Origin of the sequence: Ralstonia chuxiongensis, from assembly GCF_024158925.1 — a bacterium.
GTDB lineage: Bacteria > Pseudomonadota > Gammaproteobacteria > Burkholderiales > Burkholderiaceae > Ralstonia > Ralstonia chuxiongensis.
In genome coordinates, this window is record NZ_JAMYWC010000007.1 from 96857 (window position 1) to 121245 (window position 24389).

Consider the following 24389-nt stretch of genomic DNA (forward strand, 5'->3'; position numbering starts at 1 on the left):
CGCGGCGCTTCCCTTAGGCCATTTCCCGCCGGCATACCTCGTGCAGCGTATTCAGGCGCCGCTCCGGATTGACTACAAACGGATTCGTTTCGTCCCAGGCGTAGCCCGCCAGGATGGCGCTGATCATGCGGCGAATGCCTGGCGAGTGGCGCGGGTGGAAGATGATGTCCTGTAGCTCGCCCGAGTACCACCGGTCAACGAAGGCGCGGAACGTATCGACGCCTTTGCGTAGCGGCTTGTCGTAATCGGCAAGCCAATCGACGGTTTCGCCGTTGAGTTGACGCACGAGGACGCGCGTCGCCAGGTCCGCCGAGCGCAATGCGATCGTTACGCCTGACGAAAACACCGGGTCCAGGAACTCGCCCGCATTGCCCAGCAACGCATAGCCTGGCCCATAGAGGCGCTCTACATTGGCCGCGTAGCCACCGATCTGTCGCACGGGCATGAGGAATGGCGCGTCGCCAATCAGCGCTGCAATATTCGGTTCGGCCTGAATCAGCTTGCGCAAGGTCGCTTCGCGCTCTGCATCCGGCACGTCGAGGAAACTCGCTTCGGCTACGCAGCCGACTGACGAGCGACCGTTGGCCAGCGGGATCATCCAGTACCAGACATCGCGCCGCTCTGGGTGAACGGCGATGCAGATCTTGTCGCGATCGGTGCTACCGGCAGGTAAGGCGTCGCGCACGTGCGTGAACAGCGCTGCACGCGTTGGCATGCGGGTCGGCGCTTCAAGATTCAGCAGGCGCGGTAGCACGCGGCCAAAACCGCTGGCGTCTAGCACGAAGCGGGCATGAACGGCATAAGCGTTCCCGGCTTCGTCTTCAACTTCCAGCACAGGCGCATCGCCCGGCTGCATCGTGCGCACGGTGTGGCCGAAGCGAACGTCGGCGCCTTGTTCGGCGGCGCTTGTGATCAGTGTTTGATCAAACACCGCGCGTTCGACCTGATACGTCGTGCCCCAACCCGCGGAATGCTTGTCTCGGAAATCGAAGGAGGCGTGCTTGTCCTGATGTACGAAATACGCCCCGTTCTTGTACTGGAATCCTGCTTCCACAACGGCTTGCAGCATGCCCGCCGCTTCAAGGTAAGCCATGCTTTGGGGCAGCAGGCTTTCGCCAATGGAGAAGCGCGGGAAATGCTGGCGTTCGAGCACCAGCACATTGCGCCCGGCGCGCTGCAGCAAGGCTGCCGCTACCGCGCCTGAAGGGCCCGCGCCAATGATGGCGACGTCGACGTGTGTTGCTTCAGCGGTCATCAGATCATGCCTCCGTTTACGCCAATCACTTGTCGCGTCACATACGACGCTGCATCCGACATCAGGAAGCCGACCACGGAAGCCACTTCTGCGGGTTGGCCGACACGTTGCATCGGCACGGCTTGCAGGGCTTGGTCGATGTGTTCCAGGTGGGCCAGCATGTCGGTTTCGATCAACCCGGGTGCCACGCAGTTGACGGTGATGTGGCGCGAGGCAAGCTCCACTGCCAGTGCCTTGGTGGCACCGATCAGGCCGGCCTTGGCCGCGCTGTAATTGACCTGCCCGCGGTTGCCCATCACACCCGAGACGGACGCTATGGTGACGATGCGTCCGCCGTTGCGCGCACGCACCATCGGCATGGTCAGGGGGTGCACAACGTTGTAGAAACCGTCCAGGCCGGTTTCAAGAACGATGTCCCAGTCTTCGTCGGTCAGGGCGGGGAAGGCAGCGTCACGTGTGACGCCTGCGCTGAGGACGATGCCGTAGTAGGCACCGTGTGCTTCAAGGTCCGCGTTGAGTTGTGTGCGGCAGGCGTCGCGATCGCGCACGTCGAACTGCAGCACGCGGGCAATGCCGCCCTTTGCCTGGATGTCTGCGACGATGGCATCGGCCTCTGCACGGCTGCTGCGGCAATGCACGGAAACGTCAAACCCGTCGGATGCCAGTTGATAGGCGATGGCGCGGCCAATACCGCGGCTCGCACCCGTCACAAGAACACGGCGGCTCATGTGGTGAGACTCCCTTGAAGATCGTTCGGCTGAATACCGCGATCATCGCATGAGCCGGGGGCTTGCCCGCGCGAGCGGTGGACGCTTACCGCGGCAGGGTACTGAACTCGCTAAACGCCCGCCCACCCAAATCCAGCGCATCCATCACAGACCGCTCCACCACCGGCGCCAGCGACGTCATCATCACCATGACGAGCATCAGCCCGACCACGAGCGTGGCGGCGATGCCGACCGCAAACGGGTTGAGCGCCTGTGCCGTGCGCGAGAGCACGGCAAAGCCGAGGTTGACGATCATCATGATCGCGATGATGGGCAGGGCGATGCGCAGGGCCAGCGCAAAGACGATCGTGCCGCCGCCGGCCAGCGTCTGCCAGCCCGGATTGGCCAGCGGCGCTGCTGAGACGGGCAGGGCGGTGAAGCTGTCGAACAGGGCGTGCAGCAACACGAGATGGCCGTCGCCGGCAATGAACGCGGTGACGGCCGTGAGGCTGAGGAAGCGGCCGAGCAGCATGCTGCTCTCGGTTTGCGTCGGGTCGAGCAGCGAGGCGAAACCCAGGCCTATCTGCACCGACATCACCTCGCCGGCACCACTGATGGCCGAGAACACGAGCTGCACGCAAAAGCCCAGCGCCAACCCGATCAACACCTGCACCAGCGTGATCCACAGCCCTTCGTATGAGCCCACCGACACGCCTGCAGGCACCGGCAGCATGGGCGCCAGCGCCACCGTGATGACCACGCCAAATGCCACCTTGATCGATGTCGGGATCTCGGTATTGGCAAACGGGGGCGCAATGGCGATAAACGCCAGTACGCGCACCAGCGGCCACCAGTACATGGCGATCCAGCCGTTGAGTTGCGTGGCGGTGAATTGGATCATCGGTGGCCTGCGCGCTACGTCGCGTCAGTTGACGTAGTTGGGGATATTGGTCAGCACGCCGCGCGTGTAGTCGACGATCACGGCGACGATCCACGGGCCGGCCAGCACCATCGTGGCAGCAACGGCCAGCAGCTTGGGGATGAACGACAGCGTCTGCTCGTTGAGCTGCGTGGCGGCCTGGAACACTGCCACCAGCAGGCCGACGACGAGCGACACCAGCAACATCGGCGCGCCCACCATCATGGCGACCTGCATGGCCTGGCGGGCCATATCCAGAACGTACTCGGGTGTCATGTCGGTTTCCTATCGGCGCTTATTGCACAAAGCTCTGCGCCAGCGAGCCCAGCAGCAGGTGCCAGCCATCCACCAGCACGAACAGCATGATCTTGAATGGCAGCGAGAAGATCGACGGCGTGACCATCATCATCCCCATCGACATCAGCACCGCCGCCACCACGATGTCGATCACGAGGAACGGGATGAAGATGGCAAACCCGATCTGGAATGCGCTCTTCAGCTCGCTGGTGACGAAGGCGGGGATGAGCGCACGCATGGGCGTTTGCTCGGGCGAGGCAATGGCCGGCATGTTGCCCATCTTGACGAACAGGGCGAGGTCTGGCTCGCGCGTCTGCTTGAGCATGAACTGGCGCAGCGGTGTGGCGGCCGTATCCATGGCTTGTTCGACGGTGATCTTGTTGTCACGCAGTGGCACGTAGGCGTCGGTGTAGACCTTGTCGAGCACCGGCGACATGACGAAGAACGTGAGGAACAGCGCCAGCCCGATCAGCACCTGGTTGGGCGGCGTGGTTTGCGTGCCCAGCGCATGGCGCAGCAATGACAGCACGATGATGATGCGCGTGAAGCTGCTCATCATCAGGATGATCGCCGGCAGAAACCCGAGCGAGGTCAGGAAGACCAGCGTCTGGACGGGCAGCGAATAGCTTTGGCCACCGGCGGTGCCCGTGAGCAGCGGCAGACCGGGTTGCGCCTGTGCGAATACGGCGGGCGCGGCGCCCAGCAGCGCCAATGCAATCAGGCAACGGAAGAAGGTGCGCGCGCTCATTCCGACTTTCCCGTCAGGTGACGCTTGAGCTGGATGGACAGCGCGTCGGCAAAGCGGGGCGGCTTGCCGGAGCCGGAAGTGCCGTCGCCGGATTGGTCGTCCGGCGCGGAAGCAGCTTCTGCGGGGCGCGGCAGCGTGTGGAGCGTCTGCACGTGCTGCTGAGTCACGCCCAACACGAGCCAAGTGCCTTCCACATCGACGACGACGACCTTCTCGCGGGCGCCCAGCATCTGCTGTGCGACCACGGTAATCACCTGGCTGCGGCGCCGGCCTAAACCTGCGGGGCCCATGCCCGCGCGCTGCTGCAGACGGCGCAGCAGCCAGCCGGCCGCCACGATCATCGCCAACACTACAAACAGCCCGCCTAGGGTGCGGGCCCAATCCACTGCATGGTTCATTTCAACACCTTGCCCGGGGGGAGCACTGGTTGCTGTCAGGGTGCCGATTGACGGCGCACTTGTGTGGCTTATCGGTTCAACTTACGGATACGTTCCGACGGCGTAATGATGTCGGTGAGGCGGATACCGAACTTCTCGTTGACCACCACCACTTCACCTTGGGCGATCAGGTAGCCGTTGACAAGGACATCCATCGGCTCACCGGCCAGCGCGTCGAGTTCCACCACCGAACCTTGCGCGAGTTGCAGCAGGTTCTTGATGGGCACCTTGGTGCGACCCAGCTCCACCGTCAACTGCACGGGGATGTCCAGGATCATGTCGATGTCTTGGCGTTGGGTGCCGCCCATGCCGTCGGCCGTCAGGGGCTTGAACACCGTGCTGGATTCGGCGGCGGGCGCAGCGGCCGGCGGGTTGGCCGCGGCACGCTGTGCGGCTTCCAGGGCCATGGCCTCTTCCATCGTCATCTCGACATCGATGTCGTCGGCGTTGGCTTCGGGGTTCATGGTCGGTTCAGTTGTCATCGTCAGACTCCGTGGCAGACTCGCTGCCGCTCATATTCAGCATGCGGTTGACCCGCAGTGCGTATTGGCCGTTGAACGTGCCGTAGTTGCATTCCATGACGGGCACGCCGTCTACCTTGGCGGTCACGCAGTCGTCCAGCTCCAGCGGAATGACGTCGCCCACCTTCATGTTCAGGATGTCGGACACCTGCACCTTGGCCGTAGCGAGGTCGGCAATCAGCTCCACCTCGGCGGTCTGCACCTGTTGCGACAGCAGCCGCAGCCAGCGCTTGTCCACTTCCAGCGCTTCGCCCTGGATGGCAGAGGTGAGCCGGTCGCGGATCGGCTCGATCATGGTGTACGGCATGCAGATGTGCACGTCGCCGCCATTGTTGCCAAGCTCAATGCTGAAGCTGGTGGTGATCACCACTTCATTGGGCGTGGCCACGTTGGCGAACTCGGTGTGCATTTCCATGCGCAGGAATTCGAAATCGATCGGGTAGACCGGCTGCCACGCCTTGGCGTAGTGCTCGAAGACGAGGTGCAGCATGCGCTGGATGATGCGCTGCTCCACGTCGGTAAAGTCGCGGCCTTCCACGCGCATGTGGAAGCGCCCGTCACCGCCGAACAGGTTGTCGACCACCAGGAAGATCAAGTTGGGGTCGAACACGAACAGCGCCGTGCCGCGCAGCGGCTTGACGTGCACAAGGTTGAGCGAGGTCGGCACCACCAGGTTGCGGATGAACTCGCTGTACTTCTGCACCTTCACCGGCCCGACGGAGATTTCCGCGTTGCGCCGCATGAAGTTGAACAGCCCGATGCGCCAGTTGCGCGCGAACCGCTCGTTGATGATTTCCAGCGTGGGCATGCGCCCACGGACAATGCGCTCCTGCGAGCCCAGGTTGTACGAGCGTACGCCTGAGGGGTCGGCGGCTTCGACGGGGTCGTCGTCGGCGTCATCGGACACGCCCTTCAGGAGCGCGTCGATTTCCTCCTGGGAAAGAAACTCTTCCTTGAGCATGTCACTGGATCACAAAGTTGGTGAACAAGACGTCTGCCACGGGCGATTCCTTGCCGACAGCCTTGAAGACGTGTTCGCACAGTTCAACGATTTCCTTGGACAGCTTGACCTTGCCCTCCGCCGGGTACAGCTCGGTGGGCGTCTTGCTGGCCAGCAGCATCAGGACCTTGCTGCGCAGCTCGGGCGTATAGGTCTTGATCTCGTCTTCGGCATGCTTGTCGAAGCTCTTGAACGTAATGCCGATCTGCAGGTAACGGTCGTTGCCTTCTTCGGGCTGCAGATTGACGGTCAGGGTTTCCATGGCCACGAACACAGGCTCTTTGGGCTTGGGCGGTGCGGCGGGGCCGGATGCGGCGTGATTGCCGCCTCCGAGGAAGAACCAGGCAGCGCCGCCGCCCATGCCGACGAGCAGGAGCACGATCAGGATGATCAGCAGCAGCTTGGTGGAGCCGCCCTTTGCTGGGGCGGGGGCGGTAGTGGCGGCAGCGGCTTCGGCCATGGGGATCACTCGGGGACTAGGGGGGGGTGGGCTTTCCCGGCTCGCGTCGCGCAAAACACCGTAAATCAACGCAAAGCACAGAGTCGGGTTCTCGGATGGCATTCTTCCCCACCTCTGTCCAGCTCATTCCAGCAAGAAACGCGGTCAATCCCGCTTATCTCGGGCGTTTGCGATGTGCGGTGCAAAACCGTACGATTCTTACAAGTGATTTTTAGTTCACTTTTATGTGGCGGCTACGTTGCCTCGGGCGCCTGACCGGTACCCCTGTAAGTCTGTTCCACCGCAAAAGTGACGTTGGTCCGAAAGATTTGCCCGTGCTTGCCGTTGTAAGGAAGGAACAGGCCGGCATGGTCCGGCCCTGCATACCTGCATTGTTTTGCCGGAAGCCGCCTTGAATTCCTTGCCCTTTTCCACTCGTATTGACCTTGCGCTCGTCGATGCCGATGGCTTGCCGGCCGACTGTCCTGCGCGCGGCGAGCCGCCGGGCTTCTGCCCGAAGCTGGATCTGCTGTCGATGGTCAACGCGCTGACAGAGGGCATTCTCGTGTGTGGGTCAGACCGTCGCGTCACTTACGCCAATCCGAGCGCCGCGCGGCTGCTGGGTTTGCCGGTGGAAGCGCTGGTGGGGCGTTTGCTGCCCACGGTCGTCAATGCCGCGGTGGACGAGTTCGACGCGTCCATCCACGAGACCGACTGGCCCGATCAGGACGTGATTGCCGAAGGGCAGCCGCAGTTGAATCAGATCTTCGGGATGCACTGTGTGGACGGCCGCACGGTGTGGGTTTCCAGCAACTGGACGCCGCTGTATGCCGATGGTGGTCATTCGATGACGGCCTCCCCGCGGGCTTCGGAGGCTGGTGCAACGCCATACTCGGTGCTGGTGTCGCTGGTCGACATCACGCAGATCCGCGAAGCGCAGCAACGCATCCGGCACCTGGCCACGCACGACACGCTCACGGGTTTGCTGAACCGCTCCGCGCTGGAAGATCGCCTGGAGCACGCGCTGGCGATCGCGCGCCGCAATCGCTCGCGCGTCTCGGTCATGTTCCTCGACCTGGATCGTTTCAAGAACGTCAACGACACGCTGGGCCACCAGTTTGGCGACATGCTGCTGCGCGAAGTGGCGGCCCGCCTACAGGCCTGCGCGCGCGAGGCCGATACCGTGGCCCGGCTGGGCGGCGACGAATTTGTCGTCATGCTCGAAGCGCTCGATGGCCTGGGCACGCGGCGCGTGGCCGAGCGCATTCTCTCGGCCATCAGCGCGCCGTTCTATATCGAAGGGCAGGAGCTGTACCTGGGTGTGTCGATCGGTATTGCGGTGGCGCCGCACGACGGCGACGACCCGAACACGCTGCTGCGCAAGGCCGATGCCGCCATGTATCTGGCAAAGGAGCGCGGCCGCAACAACTTCCAGACCTTTACGAGCGACCTGGACGACCGCGTCTCGCGCCGCTTCCGCATTGAGTCGGGCCTGCGGCGTGCGAGCGACCGCAACGAGTTCTACGCCGATTACCAGCCGCGCGTCGACGTCAGAAGCGGCCGCATCGTCGGCGTGGAAGCACTCATCCGCTGGAATTCGGCCGATTTCGGCCACATGATGCCCGGCCAGTTCATTCAGGACGCCGAAGAAACCGGCCTGATCGTCGAGATCGACCGCTGGATTCTGCGCGCCGCCTGCGACCAGCTTGCGCGCTGGCGCCGCATCGGGCTGCCGGACTTGCGCATGTCGATCAACCTGTCGGGCCAGGCATTCAGCTCTGGGCAGTTGAGCGCGATGGTACGTGGCGCGCTATCAACCAGCGGCTTGCCTGGCAACGCGGTGGAACTGGAGATGACCGAAGGCATTCTGATTCGCGACGATCCGTCATTGCATGCGTTGCTGACCGAGCTGCGCGCGATGGGCGTGTCGCTGGCGCTGGACGATTTCGGTACCGGATATTCGTCGCTGTCGTATCTGCACCGCTTCCCGATCGATACGTTGAAGATCGACCGCTCGTTCGTGCAAGACCTGCCGCACGTGGCAGAGCGCGCGGCCATCACGCGGGCCATCATCATGATGGCGCAGGCCATGGGCATGAAGACCGTGGCCGAAGGCGTGGAGACCACCGGGCAACTTGAATTCCTGCGCGAAGTCGGCTGCGACGAGTTTCAGGGCTATCTGCTCACGCGGCCGCTGGAGCCGACAGCGGTGCAGGATCTCGTGCGCGAGAACGCCCGCCGCTACGGCGAGCGCGTTCCCCGGTTTCTATGAGTCTTGAGTCTATTTAGGGTGTCCCGGAAAGCGTAGCGAGCGCCCCGAGGTTGGCGTGAGAAGCGCAGCCGTACACGTGTACGGCGAGCATCGCAAGGCCAAGATCGGGGTGCGCAGTAGCTTTACGGGGCACCCTAGAGTTGGAGGCCGTTGCCGACTACGTACATGGTCAGCTCGGCGTTGTTGCGCAGCTTCATTTTCGAGAGCACGCGCCCCCGGTACACGCTGACCGTCTTGACGCTGATCTGAAGCGCCTCGGCAATCTCGCCCAACGTGCGGCCGGAGCCGAGCATGCGCAGCGTCTGGAATTCGCGGTCGGAAAGGATGTCGTGGCGGGGCTTGTCCCAGTCGACGTTCAGGTTGTCGGCCAGGACTTCCACAAGGTCCGAAGGCAAGTATTTCTTGCCCTTGGAGATGGCGTTGACGGCGGCCAGCAACTGCGGCTGGCTGGCGTCCATCGGCAGATAGCCAGCGGCGCCCGCCTTGAGCGCCCGGACGGCAAGCAGCGCTTCAGGGTGGCGGCCCAGTGCCAGCACAGCCAGGCGCGCATGCTGCTGGCGCACGGTCTTGATGGTCTGGAATTCGTCTCCGGTGGCCGATTCCACCGAGAAGAGCATGACGTCCCACTCGCGCTGGGCGAGCAGGTCGTTATTGGCATCGCGCAGGTCCGGCACGGCCTCGATCTGCCGGGCCAGGCGCGAATCCTTGAGGATCTGGCGCAGGCCGACACGGGCAATATCGTGCGGTTCGACGATCAGGACATTGAGCATGGTGGGTGTTGCGGGTCAAACGCGGGCTCGCATCGAGCTCTTCTTTCCGCCCGCAGGCCTTCCGGCCGAACTGGCGGGCTTGCAACTCCCCATCTGTGCACTGTGTGGCGCTCTATATATAGAGGGATGCTGGCGCCTATGGACTGGTCGAACGAGTATAGCCGAGGGTCTGCAGGCCAAGAAGCAGGCTTGCCGCCTCTTTTGGAGGGGGTGTCGGAAGTCAGGCGCCCGCAAGCCCAAACCGCCGCCGACGCACAAATTTGTCAAGGCGACCCTAAACTTTCCTCAGAGGCCACCGATAACCTGAGTACAACGCAGACCTGATCCCCTTCAAGTTGCAGGTCACGTTGCCCGGCCTAGCCGGAATTAGCAAACACGGGCAACAAACCATCGGGAAACTTAGGAGCCGTCATGTCCCTCAGCCTCAATACCAATATCTCGTCCCTGCAAACGCAGCAAGCACTGTCGGCCTCGAAGGATGCGCTGCAGACCTCGCTGCAACGTCTGTCGACCGGCCTGCGCGTGAACAGCGCGAAGGACGATGCCGCTGCCTACGCTGTGGCCTCCAGCCTGACGACCACGCTGAACTCGCAAACCCAAGGTATCCAGAACGCCAACAACGCACAGTCGTACCTGCAAACGGCTGACTCGTACCTGGGCCAGGTTGAAAACAACCTGCAACGTATGCGCCAACTGGCTGTGGAAGCCAACAACGGCGGTCTGTCGACCACCGACCAGGCCAACCTGGACAAGGAATACCAACAGCTGGCCACGGCCAACAAGAACATCGAGACGAACGCCAACTACAACGGCGCCAAGCTGTTCGATGGTTCGGTAAGCTCGACCACGTTCCAGTACGGCCAAAACGCGTCGACCGACGTGGCAACCGTCACCAACGCCAACCTGGCAAGCTTCGGTACGCTGACCGGCACGAGCGTGACGTCGACGGCCAACGCAACGGCCGCTCAGGGCAAGATCGACACCGATCTGGCCAGCCTGAAGGCAGCTCGCGCTGACCTGGGTGCACAGCAAAGCGGTCTGAGCTCGACCATCAACACGCTGACCTCGTCGAACACCGCCCTGTCGGCTGCCAAGTCGGCCATGGTCGATACGGACTACGCGTCGGAAACGTCGAACATGACCCGCCAGAACATCCTGCAGCAAGCGGGTACGGCGATGCTGGCGCAAGCCAACTCGGCACCGAACAGCATCCTGAGCCTGCTGAAGGGTTAATCAGTAAGTTGGATGCAGCCCCGCCGCCTCGCGGTTGGGCCAAGGGCCGGCGCTCCTCGGGGCGCCGGCCCTTTTTCTTTTGACGGATACCCCACTTTTTCGTGGGTGGCGCCTGCATAACCTGCCCTAAAGAAGCTGCAGCCCGTGCCGTTGTGTAGAGAGACTTCCGCCGGCGCAGATGCTTATCGGACCCGATCATGGCGACTACCACTACCACCTCCTCAACCAGCAGCTACGTACCGCCGATCTCCATTCCCGGCATCGGGACGAGCATCGACGTCAATTCGCTGGTGTCCAGCCTCATGAAGGTGGAAAGCCTGCCGCTGACGCAACTGCAGACGCAGCAAAGCTCGTACCAGACGCAGCTGTCGGCCGTGGGCTCGCTCAAGAGTGCGCTGTCGACCTTCCAGACCGCGCTGTCGAACCTGACGAGCGCGTCGAACTACAGCGCGATGAAGGCCAGCGGCTACGACACCTCGATGCTGAGTGCGTCGGTGACGGGCTCGGCGCCTGCAGGTTCCTACGCGGTGAATGTCACGCAGCTTGCGCAATCGCAGGTGCTGGCGGCGCAGGGGCAGACGTCCACCACGACCGCCATCGGCAGCGGCGCCTCGACCACGATTTCGTTCTCGTTCGGCTCGGTGTCGGGCGGCTCGCTTTCGGGTGGCAAGTACACCGGTTCGACGTTCACGCAGAACGGCAACCTGGCGGGTGGCTCGATCACGATCGACTCGTCCAACAACACGCTCGCGGGTATCCGTGATGCGATCAACTCGGCCAACGTGGGTGTCTCGGCCAGCATCGTGAACGACGGCAGCGGCAGCCCGTACCGCCTGGTGCTGACGTCGACCGCGGGCGGCTCCAGCTCGGAGATGAAGATTTCAGTGTCGGGCGACTCGACGCTGCAATCGCTGCTCTCGCAAGACCCGGCAGGCACACAGAACATGACCGAAGTGACCACGGGCCAGAACGCCCTGGCCACCATCAACGGCATTGCCGTGCAGAGCCCGACCAACACGTTGTCGAACGTGGTGGACGGTACGTCGTTCACGCTGTCCAAGACGGGCAGCACGAACGTGACGGTCGCCAACGACCCGACCGCCACCACCACCGCCGTCAACAACTTCGTCAGCGGCTACAACGCGCTGCGCACGCAACTGAACTCGCTCACCAATATCGACACCACCAACAAGGCCAACAACGGCCCGCTGGCGGGCGATGTGAGCACCAAGACGCTCATCAACCAGATTACCGACGTGCTGGGCCAGGCAGTGGGCAACGGCAATTACCAGTCGCTGGGCAGCGTGGGCGTAACGATGAATTCCGACGGCACGCTGTCGGTTGACAACACCAAACTGTCGGCTGCGGTTGCAAAGTCGCCCAGCCAGGTGGCCGGTTTGTTTGCCGGTACCGGCACGGCCACCGATTCGCTGGTCAGCGTGCCGACGTTCTCGGATTCCACGCAGTCCGGCAGCTACGCCGTCAACGTGACGCAGTTGGCCACGCAGGGCACGCTTACGGGTTCGGCCGCCGCCAACACGACCATCACGGCGGGTGTGAACGACACGCTCGCGTTCAACATCAGCGGCATGTCCGTCAACGTGACCTTGGCGGCCGGCAGCTATACCGCGGCGACGCTGGCTGCGCAGATCCAGAGCCAGATCAACGCATCGACCACGCTGCAAGGCGCCAAGGTTAACGCGTCGGTGTCGGCTGATGCCAGCGGCGTGCTGAGCGTTACCGATAGCCAGTTCGGCTCGGTGTCGGCAGTGTCTGTATCAGGGGCGGGTGCTTCGTCGCTCTTCGGCGCGAGCCCCACGGCCGCCAACGGTGTGGATGTGCAGGGCACGATCAACGGCGTTGCTGCCACCGGTTCGGGGCAGAACCTGTATGGCGTCAGCGGTTCGGCCACCGACGGCTTGACGGTGCAGGTGGCCGGCGGCCCGCTGGGCGCCCGTGGCACGGTCACGGTGCAGCGCGGTTACGCTGCCCAGCTCAACACGGTGATGACCAACCTGCTGTCGTCCAGCGGCATGGTGCAGAACGAGACGGACTCGATCAACAGCTCGCTCACCTCGCTTGCCAGCCAGATCACCGCCATGCAGACGCGGCTGGATAACAAGCAGGCGCTGTACTACACGCAGTTCAACGCGTTGTCGGCCGCGGTGGCGAGCATGACGAACACAAGCAATTACCTGACGACGCAGCTCGCGGCCATTACAAAGCAGACTTCGAGCAGCAACTAAGCCAGGTTCAGGTTTAGAGCACAACCCAAAACAAAACAGACTACAGCGAGGACCTTTTCCATGTACGCTGCACGCCGTGCCATCGGTGCCTATGCGCAAGTCGGCATCGAGACGTCCGTGGTAGACGCCAATCCGCACCGCCTGATCGCCATGCTGTTTGAAGGCGCGCGCGCCGCCATCAACCTGGCTGGCGCCGCCATCCAGCGTGGCGACGTGCTGGCCAAGGTGAGGGCGTTTGACAAGGCCATCTCGATCATCGGCCAGGGCCTGCAGGCCAGCCTTGATCACCAGCGCGGCGGCGACATCGCCGTGCAACTGAACACGCTGTACGACTACATGCTGCGCCGCCTGCTGGTGGCCAACGGCAACAACGATCTGACGATCCTTGCAGAAGTGGATGGCTTGCTGGTCCCGCTGCAGGATGCGTGGCTCGCCATTGGCCAGATGGGCCAGCCTGGCGCCGCCGTGGCGAACAGCCACCTGAGCGTTGTGAGCTGATTGCCGGTCGTTTTAGTAAAGCGACCTTTGACTGAATTCGGCCCAACTGGAGCCAATATGCACCGCAACATCCCGATCAAGGACAGCGAAAGTCTGTTCACCTGCTACGAAGCCATCGCACGCCTGACCGCCGAAATGGTCAGCGCGGCCGAAGTGGGTAACTGGGAAGTCGTCAGTACGCTTGAACGCGAGAGCGCCGCCTATGTGGATGCGCTGCGCCGTTCCGAGCCGCATCCGCAACTCTCGCGCGCCGACGTGGAGCGCAAGCGCACGCTGCTCGTACGCATTCTGGAAGATGACGCCCGCGTGCGCGCCATGGTGTATCCGCGCCTGGACCGCCTGCAAAAGCGTATCGACACGGCGCGCCGCGCCGCCACCGCAAGCAACGCTTACGGCAGCATGGCGCGTTACTGAGACGAAGCGTCCTGCAGTTGTTTTGACAGCGTCAGATAGTGCTCGGACTTGCGTGCGAGCGCGTGACTCTGCATCTGGTACACGATCGCCAGTTGCTGGGCAGCGAGGAAGCTGCCCCGGCCGACGACGCTGCCGTCCATCTCCGGATGATCGCCGATCTCAAGGCAGCGGTTGAAGACCTGTTCTGCCAGTGGTAGCCACCGGGCACCTGCCTCATCAGGGTGCCGGGCCGCCGCATCCAGCAAGACCAATCCCAGCGCAAAACAAAGGTCCGGAAAATCTGGCCACGTCTGGATGGCGACATCGCCTTGCGCGAGCGCTTCTTCAACGCGATCGGCCTTGCCCAGGCTGTACACATAGCGCAGCGTGAGGTTGCGGCGGTACGGCGCACCAGGCGGCGCCAGACTGAAGGCGCGCGCGTAGTAATTCACGGCCTTTGCGTAGTCTTCGTGATGCAGTTCGGTTTCCTTGCCGAGCTGATACAGCACATATGGGTCGTCCGGCCTGTGCGCGAGTTCATCGAGCAGCAGTTGCATATTGCGCTCGCCTTTCTTCTGCATCTTGGCCGCGGTATAGCCGTCGTGGCGCACCACGATTGGCACGCGCGCCGCAGGCAATGACGACACGGGCTGCTCGTGAATGCGCCCCGTGTAGTGCACGCCACGGGGCAGCACACGCGGGATCCACGCAACCAGTTGGCTGGCGGCTTCGGCCGCATCGGTATCGTTCTTGACGCACACCACGCCGACGGCCGGCTCGGCACCGCTGAGCGTGCGCAGATGTTCGCCGCCGCTTTCCAGCCATTCGTCAGCGTCGAGGATGAGGTTCCAGTCGGCATTGGCAGCCTGCAGTGCGGTGTTGCGCGCGGCCGAAAAGTCGTTCGTCCAGGCCATGTGGCTGACGAGCGCGCCGCACGACTGGGCAATGGCCACGGTGTCATCCGTGGAGCCTGTATCCAGCACTACCATGCGATCGACAAACGGCTTCGCGCTCAGCAGGCAGCGTGCAATGCTGGCGGCTTCATTGCGGGCGATGACGACCAACGCCACGTCGGCAGAAGCGGACGGGGCGCTCATTCGCGGTCCTCCGCCGTGGCAAGGGCGTCGAGCAGCTTGCGCAGCACGTTGCGCGTGGCGCCAATTTCATCGCGTTCGAGCGGAATCTTGCACGCAAGCGCTTCGGGCACCTTGGCGGCGCGTTCGCGTAGCGTGCGGCCGGCATCGGTCAACTCAATAACGACGCGACGCTGGTCATCGGGATCGCGCGTGCGGGTGACGAGGCCCTGTTCTTCCAGGCGCTTGAGCAGCGGCGTCAGCGTGCCCGTATCGAGGTACAGCGTGCGGCCGAGGTCACCCACAGCGCACGGCGCCTGCTGCCAGCACGCCAGCATCACGAGGTATTGCGGGTAGGTCAGGCCCAGTTCATCCAGCAGCGGGCGGTAGAGGCGCGTCAGCAAATGGCCGGCGGCATACAAAGGAAAGCAAAGCTGCTGATCGAGCGCCAGCACGTCGTTCACGGAAAACTCCCGGGGGGACGGTCTGGCGCTCGAGCGGCGAGTGCCGCATCGGCCCGAAAAGGGCTAAGCGAGGCTCAGCGCGTGACCGTGTTCAATTGGACGTCAATATTGCCACGGACGGCATGCGAATAGGGGCATACACCGTGTGCGGCAGTCACAAGCGCCTCCGCCGTCGCCTGATCCACGCCGCCCAGGGTGGCAGCCAGCGACACTGTCAACGCAAACCCGCCATCTTCGCGCGGGCCAATGCCCACCGTGGCCGTGACCGATGTCGACGCCAGCTTGATCTGCTTGCCACGTGCAACATGCAGCACAGCGTTTTCAAAGCAGGCGGCATAACCGGCGGCAAATAGTTGCTCCGGGTTCGTGGCGGCACCGCCGGCGCCGCCGAGTTCGCGTGGCAGCGACAGGGGCAGATCCAGCGTGCCATCGGCGCTGCGAACATGGCCGGCGCGGCCGCCTTCAGCGGTGACTTGGGTCTGGTAGAGCGTCTTCATGGTCGGGTCCTCTTATATGGGAAGCCCGGTCGGCGACACGTCGGCCGGGAATCGATCTTAAAATCGATGGCGCAATTATATTGCACACAATATAAATGGCAAGGACAACCGGAAACCCTCTTCCGGAAGGTGGAGAAGGGCGGAGGGGCGGAGGGGCGTGATCTCAGATCGACATGCTCATGATGCTTTGATAAGCCGAGACCAGCTTGTTGCGCACCTGCACGGCAGTCTGCATGTCGATGTTGGCTTTTTGCAGCGAGAGCATCACGTCGTGCAGGTCGACGTCGTTGTTGCCCATCTCAAAGCTGCGCGAAATGGCTTCGGCCTTTTGTTGTGAAGCGTCGACACGGTCCAGCGATGACTTGAGCACGGAGCCGAAGTCGACGCTGGGTTTGCCGGCATCGCCGCTGGCGGTGCTGCCGCCGACGGCGCTTGACGGTGCCAGCACGCTGTTCATCAGCGAGACCACGGAATTGGCGTTGGAGAGATCCATGTTGGCGTGACGTGACTCAGGGGAATTTGGCGAGCGTTTCGAGTTCCGATACGAAGCGGACCTCGCGGCCGGCCGGCACCGCAATGTCCATCGGGATTGGCGTCACGACGATGGTGTGATGCGGAATGGCAGCATCGTCGTCGAGCACCAGAAACTCGGTTTCGGCAAAGCCGTGCGCGTGGTGGAAGACCTGCAGCGGCGCGCGGCGCAGGGTGGCGTACTTGGGCGGCTCGGGCTTGAACGGGTCGAGCTTGGTCAGGTATTCGAACGCCGCGTTGACGCGGTACAGGTCATACGGCGCGGGCAGATCGGACACTTCACCCAGCGCGCGGACGCGGTTGGCGATGTAATAGTTGTCGATCCAGTTGCCGCCTTCATGCGTGCGCAGGCGCAGCGCGACCTTCATGCGCGCCAGCACGAACTGGTTGATGGCGTTCAGCCACTCCGGGCGCTCGGCTGCCGGCAGCGTGTGCGAAAACTTGCCGAACAGGTATTCCAGACCGCCGCGATAGCGGTCCCACGCATGCTTCACTTCTTCGTTGCCTGCCTGGGCGCGGGTCTCATCGGCAAAGTAGCGCGAGACCGAGCGATAGAACGGCGTCTTGCTGAAGTACACGGCGCTGGAGCCGAGCATTTCTGCCGCGTGTACGAAGGCGTAGAACGCGTGTTCCGGCGCGCTGAAGTAGATGCGGTCCATCACCTCGCGGCGTGCCAGGTAGATCTCCGGAAACAGGTGGTGCGACAAGACGAGCGCCAGCAGTTTGGCGTAGTCGTGCTGCTCGATCAGGTAGTTGTCGTCCTGCCGATAGAACGCGGTGACATCCTGCCGCGTCGGCAAGTCGTGAATGAACCACGGCGCAAAGATCACATCCACGCCCGGGTTGCGCTCGAAGATGTCGATGTTGTTGTTGATCTCGGCCAAGATCGGCAGGTCATCATCGGCGTGGTAGAGCACGTACTTGCCCTGCGCGCTGCGATAAAGCTGGTTCAGGTTTTCTGCGGAGCCCAGATTGGATGGGCGGCGGAAGTACCGGATGTTCAGCTTGTCCTGATAGCGGCCGACGACCTCTTCGGTGGCGTCGGTCGAGCAGTTGTCGCCGATCAGCAGTTCGTAGCTGAACTTCAGTTCGCCGATCTGCGAGACCAGTTCTGCGAGCAGGTTGTCGAGATAGCGGGCGCGGTTGTAGGTCGGGATGCAGACGCTCAGCGCAACCTGCTGGATGGCCTCCGCCTGCTTCACGGGCGCCACGTCTCGTAGCGCTTCGGTTTGGATTGCTTCGATTTCACTCATTGGATGAACTCGCGCCAGTGGAGGGTCTGAGGGCACATGTACTGCTTGCCGGCCGGGCCATGATTGGCAATCAGATCCAGGCTGCTGACAAACGGGGTGAACGCGCCATGCAACTGCGGATACGGCCGCATGGCGTAATTCATGTATTCGACGGCAACGCCTTGCTGCTCGAACTCGGCGTGGGCCAGGTAGTTTTTGGCGCCGTGTCCGGTGATGTAGGTGTCGCCTTGCAGCTTCTTCACGATGGCGAGCACACGGTCGGTATTGCGGCCGGGAATGTCCAGCTCAGGCGAGTCGACAAACTTGCTGTCCAGCGCGATACCCAGGTAGCGGCAAACCGCGCGCATGGACGCCAGCGCGAGCGCACCCATGTTGGCGTAGTCGGCTTCGTACACGGAGCGCACCAGCGCCAGCATGTCGCCTGCATGCGGTGCGGCGTCGTAGGCCTGCTCCAGCATGCGCAGATGCTGCGCGCGCCAGTCAACGTTGGTGGCGGGTTTGACCTCGTCGATGCGCGCGCCGAGGTGGAACTTCTCCAGCGGCACCGTCATCCAGCGCGTGCCGGCCGGCTCCTTGATCTGCACGCGGTTGGTGAAGCTGCCCTTGGAGAACTGCACGTCGGCGTAGTTGACGAGCACGTCCGCCAGCATGATCTGCTCAAGCAGCCCGACCCACGGGAACAGCATCGGCTGTGTGATCACGACCTTCATGACGCCAGCATCCGTTCCATGAGGACAACGTCGTGCCAGCGGTTGTCTTGCAGGTAGTGGCCAGCCAACGTGCCGATGGTCCGGAAGTCGAGCTTCTCGTACAGCGCAATGGCGCGCGTGTTTTCGGACAGCACTTCCAGCGTGATCTTGCGCAGGCACAGCGTTTCGGCGGCGTAGGCAAATGCGGCTTCGCATGCGGCGCGCCCGTGGCCCTTGCCTTGTGCAGACGACGCCAGGCAGATGCCGAGCGAAGCGTGCCTGTTCACCGCGTCGATGTGGTTCAACTGCAGGTAGCCCAGCACGCTGTCATCTGCCTGGCTGGCAATGACGAAAAGCACCAGGTCGCTCTGCTTGGATTTCGCGATCAGCCAGTCGCGCACGCTCGCGGCCGAGTTGGGTCGCGGGCGCGTCATGAGCTGCAGCTGTGTCGGCACGTCGTTGCGCAACGGCAGCAGTTGCGCGATGTCGCTCTCGCGCCATTCTCGAAGGACGAGTGAGCCGCGCGCGATCATGGCTGGAAGCGGAAATAGCGGAAGCGATTCGGATACGCGGCTTCCACGGTGTGCCGCACTTCATCGGCAATGACAGGGTTGACGGCCAGGTACACCACCTCAACCTCATCCGGAATGCTGTCCAGCGCAACAACCGGCTTACCTGCCAGGGAGGACCCTTGCAGGTACGGGTTCTGATCGACAAACGCGCGCAGGGCATGCGGCTGTTGCAGATTGCTCGCGGTGTAGGCGCCATAGAAACCGGCGCCATAGATCACGGCAGGCGCGCTGCCGTGCTGCGTTTCAAAGTCGGTCAGATGGCTGGACGCTTGCTGCCAGAAGTTGGCCAGCTTGTTGGCTGCGCTTTGTGTGTCGGCCAATTCTTGTGCGTCGACCACCGGCGCGACTTTACTGTCGCCAGGACGGCGCACGGCGGTCACGACGAACGCGCCACGGTGGCTTTGCGCATCGGCCTCGAGCAGGTCAAACCCGTGATTGGCCAGCAGCGTCTGCAGCGACGTATGCGTGAAGTGGTTGACGTGATCAGCCACCAGAAAATCCACCGAATTGGTGAATGTGTTCGGCACGATGGCGTACAGGCGGCCGCCGTCGCGCAGCAGGCCGTGGATGCTGCGCAGCGCCGTCTTCAGGTCTGGGATGTGCTCCAGCGAGAAGAACGAGGTGACGACATCGAACGAACGCTGCCATACCGGCGGGATCGTGTACGTGGCCCATTCTTCCGGGCTCAGGAATTTCTCCCAGAAGCCCACGTAGCGGTCGCTGATGTCGAACAGGTGGACGTTCACGTCCGGACGCTGCTGCTTCAGCAGGCGCATGGTCGCGCTCTTCGCACAACCGAAGTCGACGACGCGCGCACCTTCCGGTAAGGCGAGCTTGCGCTGGAACGTGGCGACCTGGTGGTCGGCGCGGAAGATCTTCTGGCCGTTCTCGACGGCGTAAATCTGGTCTTCTTCCTCGCTGCCCACGAGGATGTCGTACTCGGTGTCGTAGAAGCTGCCGTTGTCACACAGCTCGACGGTCTGGATGTGGCCGCACGCGGCGCAGCAGAAGACCTCGAGCGTGCCGTCCATGGCGCGGCGCAGGGACGACAGCGAGCTCTGCGGCGCTGCGCGGTAAATCGGTTCTGGCAGCGGTTGCTGGCAGACATTGCAGGGCAGTGCACCTTGGGTCATGGTCAGGCTTCCACGGAGAGTTCGGGGTGGACGGTACGGAAATCGACGCCGTTGGCGTACGAACCCTTCCAACCGTGCGAGCGCCCGGTCGGCTCGCAGAAATTGAAGTAGCGGAACTGCATCGACCACCGTGAGCGCTGGCTCGTGTTGTGGCCCGATGCGTGCAGCACCAGGAAGTCGACCATCACCAGATCGCCCGGCTTGGTCAGCGGCTGCACGTGCGGATAGCGCGCGAGATAGCTCGCCTCGTTCTTGATCAGCAATGCATAGGCGCCTTGCTTGCCGGCGTTGTCCGGATCGGCGCTGAAGACGGGCAGAGGCCCTTCTACGTGCGAGCCGGGGCAGAACTCCACTGGCCCGATCTCGGGTGTGATCTCCACCAACGGGCTCCAGAACACCACGCCATCCAGGCTGCGCAACTGGGCCGGATATTCCTGATGCCAGTTGGCGCGAAATTTCTCTTCACGCGGGTTATCGATGCGGATGCCAGAGCCAGCGTGCGCAATGCCCGGCAGCGCGCCGGGGCGCACGCTCCGAACGAGCTGCTCATGGCGCTCGTCGCCCAGCAGGCGGACAAACGCGGGGATCTGCTTCACGGCGTCGTACACTTCGGCGCCGTATTTTCGATTGGCTTTGATGACCGCCTGATAGCCGTCGTCGAATCGTTCGGGCGCAAACGGCGCGCGCTCGATGTCGAGACGGTATTTGTCGATCACCAGACCGATGATGTCGTAGATCGCTCGCTGAATCGGCTCCACCTGCGACGGCGCGTAAAAGTCGCGCAGGATCAGCAGGCCGTCGCGCTGGAAGGTCTCGATCTGATCGGGGCTCAGGATGCCAGGCATGTCAGCGTCTCCTGATGGGCTTTCACGAGATCGAGCACGACGTTGCAGACCGTCGCGATGTTCTCGCTCGACATGTCGTGATACGACGGCAAGTTGATGGCGCGCTCGGCAATCGCGTAGCTGTTGGGCGCGTTGTGGCGCGCGGTGGCGGCGGATGTGCCGAACAGCTCGGTTTCGCTCAGCGGATAGAAGAACACGCGTGCATCAATGCCGCGGCGCGAGAACGCAGCCAACAGCCCGTCGCGCGTAATGCCCAGCGCTTCGTCAAACACAACGGTCGGCATCCAGTAGCTGTTGAGCGTGCCGGGCGCCTCGGGGTTCAGTGCAAGGCCGGCAACGCTGCCCAGGTGCGCCTGATACTCGGCAAAGATCTCGCGCTTGCGTGCAACCAGTGCATCGATGCGCTCAAGCTGCGCGCAGCCGATGGCGGCCTGCACGTTGGAAATGCGGTACTTGAAGCCGATGAAGTCAGACCAAAACTGCTTGCCGCCGGGCACGCGGCCATGGTTGTTCAGCGTCATTACCCGGTCGTACAGCGCGCGGTCGTTGGTGACGAACATGCCGCCTTCGCCCGTCGTCATGGTCTTGGTGCCATGGAACGAGAACGTGCCGAAGATGCCTTGCGCGCCCGTTGCATGCCCGTGCCAGCGAGAACCAATGGCTTCGGCTGCGTCTTCGATGACGGGAATGCCGTGGCGCTTGCCGATGTCCAGCAGGCGGTCCATCTCGCACAGGTTGCCGTAGAGGTGCGTGGCGATGATCGCTTTTGTGCGCGGCGTGATGGCCGCTTCCACGAGTGCCGGGTCCAGGCACCACGTGTCCGGCAGGATGTCGACAAATACCGGCGTGGCGCCCACGTAAGTGATGGGCGATGCCGTAGCGATCCAGTTGGTGTCGGCCAGAATCACCTCATCGCCGGCGCCAAGGCCGAGCGCTGCCAAGCCCATGTGCATGGCACCGGTGCAGCTTGATGTGGCAATGGCGTATTGCGTGCCGACAAACTCAGCAAACTGCTTTTCGAAGCGATTGATGTAGGCGTAGCACTGGTCGCCCCAGCCGTTGCGCGCGGCGTCGGTGGCGTATTCGACTTCCAGCTCGGTGATCGACGGCTTGGAGTACAGGATCTTTTGGGTCATTGCTGTTCCTGCAGTTCAGGATTCAGGGCCCGCAGCGTGATGCCCGCAAACGCGTCGGTCAGCGGCGGATGGTTGCGGTCCCGGTCGGAGCATTCGGTAATGTCGAGCGGCCAGGCGATGCCTAAGCGGCTGTCGGTCGGGTTGATCCCGTCTTCAGCGGCTTGCGCGTACGGCGTCGAGGTCAGGTACAGCAACTCGCAATCGTCTTCCAGCGCCTGGAAGCCGTGGGCAAACCCGCGCGGCACCAGCAGGCTGTTGTGGCATTCGGCAGACAACTCCACCGCATGCCATTGCAAGAACGTTGGCGAGCCCGCACGCAAGTCAACGGCCACATCGAACACACGGCCACGCACGCAGCTCACGAGTTTGATCTCGGCATGCGGCGGGTATTGAAAGTGCAGCCCGCGCACGGTGCCGCGCTTGGCCGAATAGGAGTGATTGATTTGCGCGACCGGGCTGTCGAAGCCGGCGACGGCCAGTTCATCTGCACAGAAGAAACGCGTGAAGTAACCGCGATGGTCACCCATGACCTTGCGGCTGATTTCAACCACGCCGGCCAGCGGTGTCGGTTGGATGGTGAAACGGCTCATGCGGCGCTCCCGGATGTGGCAGCGGACGCGACGGCGGTGAAGCGGTCAATCTGCTGGTCACAGAGCGCGCGTGCGTCTGCTGTCTTTTCATGCAGATGCCGATACCACGCGGCGGTCTGTTCCAGCGCGGTCTCGAACGGCCACGCTGTCTGCCAGCCTAGCTGCTGGCGTGCCCGGCTGGCGTCCAGATGCAGCATGCCGGCCTCGTGCTTGCCGGTGGCGGCATTGGCGTCCAGTTGCCAGATCAGCGTGGGCCAATGTTGTTGCAAGCCTTGCAAGACCTGTTCGACCGTGCGCGTGGCGGTGCTGTCCGGGCCGAAGTTCCAGGCGGTCGCGCAGGCTGCGTCACCGGCCAGCAGCCGTTGCGCGAGCACCAGGTACCCATGCAGGCAATCCAGAACGTGTTGCCACGGCCGCGTAGCGTGCGGCGAGCGGATGACCAGCGGCGTACCGGCACGCATCGCGCGCTCGGCATCAGGGATAAGCCGGTCTTCGGACCAGTCGCCGCCGCCGATCACATTGCCTGCGCGGCCCGTGGCCAGCAGCGGGCCGTTGGCGAAGAAGGCGCGCCGGTAGCTTGCGGCCACCAGTTCGGCGCAGGCCTTGGATGCGCTGTACGGGTCATGGCCGCCGAGTGCATCGGTCTCGCGATAGCCCCAGGCCCACTCGCGGTTGTCGTAGCACTTGTCGGTGGTGGCGACGACGATGGCGGACAGGTTCGTGCAGCCGCGCGCGGCCTCCAGCACGCTCACCGTACCCATCACATTGGTGGCGTAGGTGCCGACCGGGTCTTGATACGACGCGCGCACCAGCGGTTGGGCTGCGAGGTGAAAGACGATGTCGGGCCGCGCTGCGGTCATGGCAGCACGCAGGCCATCTGCGTCACGGATATCACCCAGCGTGTGGCCGGCCATGGCGGATTCCACCTCGGCCAGCGAAAAGAGATTCGGGTGCGTTTGCGGTGCCAGGCTGTAGCCATACACTTCGGCGCCAAGCTGGCGCAGCCAGAGCGCAAGCCAGCTGCCCTTGAAGCCGGTGTGCCCGGTCAGGAAGACGCGCTTGCCAACCCACGCACGCGGGTCGAGCGTCACCACTTTTTCCACGGTGCACTCCCCGCTTGCCAAAGGGCCTCCAGGCTGTTTTTGTCGCGCAGCGTGTCCATCGGCTGCCAGAAGCCGTGGTGCTCGAACGTGTTCAGTTCGCCCATCTCGGCCAGGCGTGCCATTGGCGCGCCTTCCCACGGGGTGTCTTCGCTTGCGATGTATTCGATCACCGCCGGATCGAGCACGAAGAAGCCGCCGTTGATCCAGCTGCCGCCGTCGCCGGGGGGCTTTTCAGTAAAGCCGGTCACGCGTGCGCCGTCGCGCTGGAGCATGCCGTAGCGGCCAGGCGGCTGCACGGCCGTCACGGTGGCCATCTTGCCGTGCTCGCGGTGGAAGGCGATCTTGCTGGTGATGTCGATGTCAGACACGCCGTCGCCGTAGGTGAAGCAGAACGGCTCGTTCGGGTCCAGATAAGCGGCCACGCGCTTCAGGCGCCCGCCGGTCTGCGATTGTTCGCCCGTGTCGACCAGCGTGACGCGCCAGGGCTCGGCGTGGCGTTCGTGCACGGTCACTTCGTTCTTCGACATATCGAACGTCACGTCCGACATGTGCAGGAAGTAGTTGGCGAAGTACTCCTTGATCACGTAGCCCTTGTAACCGAGGCAGATGATGAAATCGTTGATGCCGTGGGCGGCATAGATCTTCATGATGTGCCACAGGATCGGGCGGCCACCAATCTCGATCATCGGCTTGGGCCGCAGGTGCGATTCCTCGCTGATGCGCGTGCCGAGGCCCCCGGCCAGGATGACTGTCTTCATGATTGCGTGC

The 24389-nt window shown here is 63.2% G+C and carries 28 protein-coding genes; 5 read left to right on the top strand and 23 right to left on the bottom strand.

Annotated elements, in window-relative coordinates:
* Nucleotides 1–13 precede the first annotated feature (13 nt).
* The 9 genes from NKG59_RS21670 to fliL form a co-directional block, all read right to left on the bottom strand.
* Entirely contained in the window at nucleotides 14–1255 is a 1242-nt protein-coding gene (locus NKG59_RS21670; RefSeq protein ID WP_253541265.1) for an NAD(P)/FAD-dependent oxidoreductase, read from the bottom strand.
* Entirely contained in the window at nucleotides 1255–1983 is a 729-nt protein-coding gene (locus tag NKG59_RS21675) for a 3-ketoacyl-ACP reductase FabG2 (RefSeq protein ID WP_253541267.1), read from the bottom strand. The genes NKG59_RS21670 and NKG59_RS21675 overlap by 1 nt, the downstream gene beginning before the upstream one ends.
* An 85-nt stretch (nucleotides 1984–2068) precedes the next feature.
* Nucleotides 2069–2863, bottom strand: a complete 795-nt coding sequence (gene fliR / locus NKG59_RS21680) for a flagellar biosynthetic protein FliR (protein ID WP_253541269.1) — start codon at nucleotides 2861–2863, stop codon at nucleotides 2069–2071.
* Between the two features lie 24 nt (nucleotides 2864–2887).
* On the bottom strand, nucleotides 2888–3157 hold the full coding sequence (gene fliQ, locus NKG59_RS21685) for a flagellar biosynthesis protein FliQ (RefSeq protein WP_004631435.1): 270 nt from the start codon (nucleotides 3155–3157) through the stop codon (nucleotides 2888–2890).
* Between the two features lie 19 nt (nucleotides 3158–3176).
* The gene (gene fliP / locus NKG59_RS21690; protein ID WP_045203501.1) at nucleotides 3177–3926 is read right to left on the bottom strand and encodes a flagellar type III secretion system pore protein FliP; all 750 of its coding nucleotides are present in this window, start codon (nucleotides 3924–3926) and stop codon (nucleotides 3177–3179) included.
* Entirely contained in the window at nucleotides 3923–4324 is a 402-nt protein-coding gene (gene fliO, locus NKG59_RS21695; RefSeq protein ID WP_253541271.1) for a flagellar biosynthetic protein FliO, read from the bottom strand. The genes fliP and fliO overlap by 4 nt, the downstream gene beginning before the upstream one ends.
* A gap of 68 nt (nucleotides 4325–4392) precedes the next feature.
* The gene (fliN, locus tag NKG59_RS21700; RefSeq protein ID WP_253541273.1) at nucleotides 4393–4845 is read right to left on the bottom strand and encodes a flagellar motor switch protein FliN; all 453 of its coding nucleotides are present in this window, start codon (nucleotides 4843–4845) and stop codon (nucleotides 4393–4395) included.
* Nucleotides 4835–5845: a flagellar motor switch protein FliM gene (fliM, locus tag NKG59_RS21705; protein ID WP_045203498.1), complete on the bottom strand. Its 1011-nt coding sequence runs from the start codon at nucleotides 5843–5845 to the stop codon at nucleotides 4835–4837. Before fliM ends, fliN begins: the two co-directional genes overlap by 11 nt.
* A gap of 1 nt (nucleotide 5846) precedes the next feature.
* Nucleotides 5847–6344, bottom strand: coding sequence for a flagellar basal body-associated protein FliL (gene fliL / locus NKG59_RS21710; RefSeq protein ID WP_045203497.1), 498 nt, complete (start codon nucleotides 6342–6344; stop codon nucleotides 5847–5849).
* Between the two features lie 514 nt (nucleotides 6345–6858).
* Between fliL and NKG59_RS21715 the strand changes: the two genes are divergently transcribed.
* A complete protein-coding gene (locus NKG59_RS21715; RefSeq protein WP_253541791.1) occupies nucleotides 6859–8595 on the top strand; it encodes a sensor domain-containing protein in 1737 nt (578 codons plus the stop codon).
* Between the two features lie 134 nt (nucleotides 8596–8729).
* Here NKG59_RS21715 and NKG59_RS21720 read toward each other — a convergent pair whose 3' ends face one another.
* On the bottom strand, nucleotides 8730–9365 hold the full coding sequence (locus NKG59_RS21720; protein ID WP_253541275.1) for a LuxR C-terminal-related transcriptional regulator: 636 nt from the start codon (nucleotides 9363–9365) through the stop codon (nucleotides 8730–8732).
* Between the two features lie 411 nt (nucleotides 9366–9776).
* On the opposite strand from NKG59_RS21720, the gene NKG59_RS21725 reads away from it, so the two are divergent.
* From NKG59_RS21725 to NKG59_RS21740, 4 genes are all read left to right on the top strand, one after another.
* Nucleotides 9777–10598 carry a flagellin N-terminal helical domain-containing protein gene (locus tag NKG59_RS21725; RefSeq protein WP_045203496.1) on the top strand — a complete coding sequence of 274 codons (822 nt, stop codon included), beginning with the start codon at nucleotides 9777–9779 and terminating at the stop codon, nucleotides 10596–10598.
* A 197-nt stretch (nucleotides 10599–10795) separates the two neighbouring features.
* Nucleotides 10796–12844: a flagellar filament capping protein FliD gene (fliD, locus tag NKG59_RS21730; protein WP_253541277.1), complete on the top strand. Its 2049-nt coding sequence runs from the start codon at nucleotides 10796–10798 to the stop codon at nucleotides 12842–12844.
* A 60-nt stretch (nucleotides 12845–12904) separates the two neighbouring features.
* Nucleotides 12905–13342 carry a flagellar export chaperone FliS gene (fliS, locus tag NKG59_RS21735; RefSeq protein ID WP_045203494.1) on the top strand — a complete coding sequence of 146 codons (438 nt, stop codon included), beginning with the start codon at nucleotides 12905–12907 and terminating at the stop codon, nucleotides 13340–13342.
* A 57-nt stretch (nucleotides 13343–13399) separates the two neighbouring features.
* Entirely contained in the window at nucleotides 13400–13756 is a 357-nt protein-coding gene (locus tag NKG59_RS21740) for a flagellar protein FliT (RefSeq protein WP_253541287.1), read from the top strand.
* Here the strand turns inward: NKG59_RS21740 and NKG59_RS21745 are convergent.
* The 13 genes from NKG59_RS21745 to rfbF form a co-directional block, all read right to left on the bottom strand.
* Nucleotides 13750–14832 carry a glycosyltransferase family 2 protein gene (locus NKG59_RS21745; RefSeq protein ID WP_253541290.1) on the bottom strand — a complete coding sequence of 361 codons (1083 nt, stop codon included), beginning with the start codon at nucleotides 14830–14832 and terminating at the stop codon, nucleotides 13750–13752. The genes NKG59_RS21740 and NKG59_RS21745 overlap by 7 nt on opposite strands.
* Nucleotides 14829–15272 (bottom strand): MarR family winged helix-turn-helix transcriptional regulator, encoded by a 444-nt coding sequence (locus NKG59_RS21750; protein WP_045203492.1) that lies wholly within the window; start codon nucleotides 15270–15272, stop codon nucleotides 14829–14831. The genes NKG59_RS21745 and NKG59_RS21750 overlap by 4 nt, the downstream gene beginning before the upstream one ends.
* Before the next feature lie 74 nt (nucleotides 15273–15346).
* A complete protein-coding gene (locus tag NKG59_RS21755; protein WP_092971075.1) occupies nucleotides 15347–15769 on the bottom strand; it encodes an organic hydroperoxide resistance protein in 423 nt (140 codons plus the stop codon).
* A gap of 163 nt (nucleotides 15770–15932) precedes the next feature.
* Entirely contained in the window at nucleotides 15933–16262 is a 330-nt protein-coding gene (gene fliE, locus NKG59_RS21760) for a flagellar hook-basal body complex protein FliE (RefSeq protein ID WP_253541307.1), read from the bottom strand.
* 16 nt (nucleotides 16263–16278) lie between these two features.
* Entirely contained in the window at nucleotides 16279–17553 is a 1275-nt protein-coding gene (locus NKG59_RS21765; protein WP_253541310.1) for a glycosyltransferase family 2 protein, read from the bottom strand.
* Nucleotides 17550–18263 (bottom strand): WbqC family protein, encoded by a 714-nt coding sequence (locus NKG59_RS21770; protein ID WP_253541313.1) that lies wholly within the window; start codon nucleotides 18261–18263, stop codon nucleotides 17550–17552. The genes NKG59_RS21765 and NKG59_RS21770 overlap by 4 nt, the downstream gene beginning before the upstream one ends.
* Nucleotides 18260–18775, bottom strand: a complete 516-nt coding sequence (locus tag NKG59_RS21775; RefSeq protein WP_253541316.1) for a GNAT family N-acetyltransferase — start codon at nucleotides 18773–18775, stop codon at nucleotides 18260–18262. Before NKG59_RS21775 ends, NKG59_RS21770 begins: the two co-directional genes overlap by 4 nt.
* Nucleotides 18772–19947 carry a class I SAM-dependent methyltransferase gene (locus NKG59_RS21780; protein WP_253541318.1) on the bottom strand — a complete coding sequence of 392 codons (1176 nt, stop codon included), beginning with the start codon at nucleotides 19945–19947 and terminating at the stop codon, nucleotides 18772–18774. The genes NKG59_RS21775 and NKG59_RS21780 overlap by 4 nt, the downstream gene beginning before the upstream one ends.
* 2 nt (nucleotides 19948–19949) lie before the next feature.
* The gene (locus NKG59_RS21785) at nucleotides 19950–20792 is read right to left on the bottom strand and encodes a phytanoyl-CoA dioxygenase family protein (protein WP_045203485.1); all 843 of its coding nucleotides are present in this window, start codon (nucleotides 20790–20792) and stop codon (nucleotides 19950–19952) included.
* Nucleotides 20777–21928, bottom strand: a complete 1152-nt coding sequence (locus tag NKG59_RS21790) for a DegT/DnrJ/EryC1/StrS family aminotransferase (protein ID WP_253541321.1) — start codon at nucleotides 21926–21928, stop codon at nucleotides 20777–20779. The genes NKG59_RS21785 and NKG59_RS21790 overlap by 16 nt, the downstream gene beginning before the upstream one ends.
* Nucleotides 21925–22518 carry a dTDP-4-dehydrorhamnose 3,5-epimerase gene (gene rfbC, locus NKG59_RS21795; RefSeq protein WP_253541323.1) on the bottom strand — a complete coding sequence of 198 codons (594 nt, stop codon included), beginning with the start codon at nucleotides 22516–22518 and terminating at the stop codon, nucleotides 21925–21927. Before rfbC ends, NKG59_RS21790 begins: the two co-directional genes overlap by 4 nt.
* Nucleotides 22515–23621: a CDP-glucose 4,6-dehydratase gene (gene rfbG / locus NKG59_RS21800; RefSeq protein WP_253541325.1), complete on the bottom strand. Its 1107-nt coding sequence runs from the start codon at nucleotides 23619–23621 to the stop codon at nucleotides 22515–22517. Before rfbG ends, rfbC begins: the two co-directional genes overlap by 4 nt.
* Nucleotides 23606–24379 (bottom strand): glucose-1-phosphate cytidylyltransferase, encoded by a 774-nt coding sequence (gene rfbF / locus NKG59_RS21805; RefSeq protein WP_253541327.1) that lies wholly within the window; start codon nucleotides 24377–24379, stop codon nucleotides 23606–23608. The genes rfbG and rfbF overlap by 16 nt, the downstream gene beginning before the upstream one ends.
* Between the last annotated feature and the right edge of the window lie 10 nt (nucleotides 24380–24389).